Origin of the sequence: Sphingopyxis sp. (assembly GCF_016463645.1) — a bacterium.
GTDB lineage: Bacteria > Pseudomonadota > Alphaproteobacteria > Sphingomonadales > Sphingomonadaceae > Sphingopyxis.
The window spans coordinates 1-1,593 of the sequence record NZ_JAEMQX010000268.1 but is presented as its reverse complement, the minus strand read 5'-3'; the positions used below and the strand labels follow the sequence as shown (position 1 = coordinate 1,593).

The following is a 1,593-nucleotide window of genomic DNA, read 5'->3' as shown; positions in this document are numbered from 1 at the left end:
ACTTGTGAAAGAAAATTTTCATCCGGCATAGTCGCTACCGTTGCGCGCCGCGCCCGTATTTGGCAAGAGGCGCGCTCCATAAACCCGCAAACACAGGGATTTCTTGCATGTCCGCTCCCGCCTTCACTCATCTGCCGCACCCCGATCTGATCGCGGACGATGTACGGGCGGCGGCAATCGCCGATCCGGTGTTCGGGCGTGTCTTTACCGATCATATGGTGTCGATCCGCTATTCGGACGAGAAGGGCTGGCACGAGGCGCAGGTGATGCCGCGCGGCCCGCTGTCGCTCGATCCCGCGACCGCGGTGCTCCATTATGCGCAGGAAATCTTCGAAGGGCTGAAGGCCTACCGGCTCGACGACGGCTCGATGGCGCTGTTCCGCGTCGAGGCCAATGCCGCGCGCTTCAACGCGAGCGCGCGCCGCATGGCGATGGCCGAACTGCCCGAGGAGATGTTCATCGCGGCGGTGAAGGAAGCCGTGGCGGCCGACGCCAGCTGGTTTCCGCCGGTCGACGGCGGTGCGCTGTATCTGCGCCCCTTCATGTTCGCGAGCGAGGTGTTCCTCGGCGTCAAGCCGGCAGCCGAATATCGGTTCCTCGTCATCACCTCGCCCGTCGGCAATTATTTCAAGTCGGGCGCGCCGGCGATTTCGCTCTGGGTGTCGGAAGATTATACCCGCGCCGCGCCCGGCGGCACTGGCGCCGCCAAATGCGGCGGCAACTATGCTTCCAGCCTCGTTGCGCAGCGCGAGGCGATCGCCAAGGGGCACGACCAGGTCGTCTTTCTCGACGCCGCCGAGCATCGCTGGATCGAGGAACTCGGCGGCATGAACATGTTCTTCGTCTTCGCCGACGGCAGCATCGTCACGCCGCCGCTGACCGGCACGATCCTGCCCGGCATCACGCGCGACGCGATCATCACGCTGGCGCGCGATGCCGGCCTGACGGTGCGCGAGGAACCCTATGCGATCGACCAGTGGCAGGCCGATGCGGAAAGCGGCAAGCTGACCGAAAGCTTCGCCTGCGGCACCGCCGCCGTAGTGACTCCAGTCGGCAAGGTGACGCGGGGTGAGACGGCCTTCACGATCGGCGCGGGCGGTCCGGGGCAAGTGACGACGAAGCTCAAGGACAAGCTAGTCGATATCCAGCGCGGCCGCGCCGCCGATCCGCATGACTGGGTAACGCGCCTCTGAGGCTCGCCTTGCCAACGCATCCCAAGACGCTATAGACGCGCTCGCACCGGCCCGTTGGGGCGTCGCCAAGTGGTAAGGCAGCGGCTTTTGATGCCGCCATTCGCAGGTTCGAATCCTGCCGCCCCAGCCAGCCCGAATTCTCGAAGATTCGGCTGAAAACCAACGATTGCCGGTGCAGATATGAGGTCCGGCGATGCTCGATCGGGCCTTGCGGCGAGTGTTTGAGGTAGAATTTATTGGCGTAGGGAGCGTCGATCCCCTTCGCCATGTATTTTGCGAATCTGCTGGTGTTCGTCGCCGACTGCACCTTAAGGCACCGGGTCGCCATATTGGGGGCCAGCCTTTCTAAGGCACGACGTATCCGCTTGTCGAGGTCATCGCGGTCAAGCGGCGTCAATGT

At 63.9% G+C, this 1,593-nt stretch carries 1 protein-coding gene and 1 tRNA gene; both read left to right on the top strand.

Features of this window, described 5'->3' with window-relative positions; genetic code table 11:
• Positions 1 to 107: 107 nt before the first annotated feature.
• Positions 108 to 1,193 carry a branched-chain amino acid aminotransferase gene (locus JHC57_RS22445; RefSeq protein ID WP_294032769.1) on the top strand — a complete coding sequence of 362 codons (1,086 nt, stop codon included), beginning with the start codon at positions 108 to 110 and terminating at the stop codon, positions 1,191 to 1,193.
• A 55-nt stretch (positions 1,194 to 1,248) separates the two neighbouring features.
• Positions 1,249 to 1,323: transfer RNA gene (locus JHC57_RS22440), tRNA-Gln, on the top strand.
• Positions 1,324 to 1,593 lie beyond the last annotated feature (270 nt).

Coding starts and splice junctions, on each gene's coding strand:
- JHC57_RS22445 (WP_294032769.1), top strand. CDS start 108: ATGTCCGCTCCCGCCTTCACTCATCTGCCGCACCCCGATCTGATCGCG.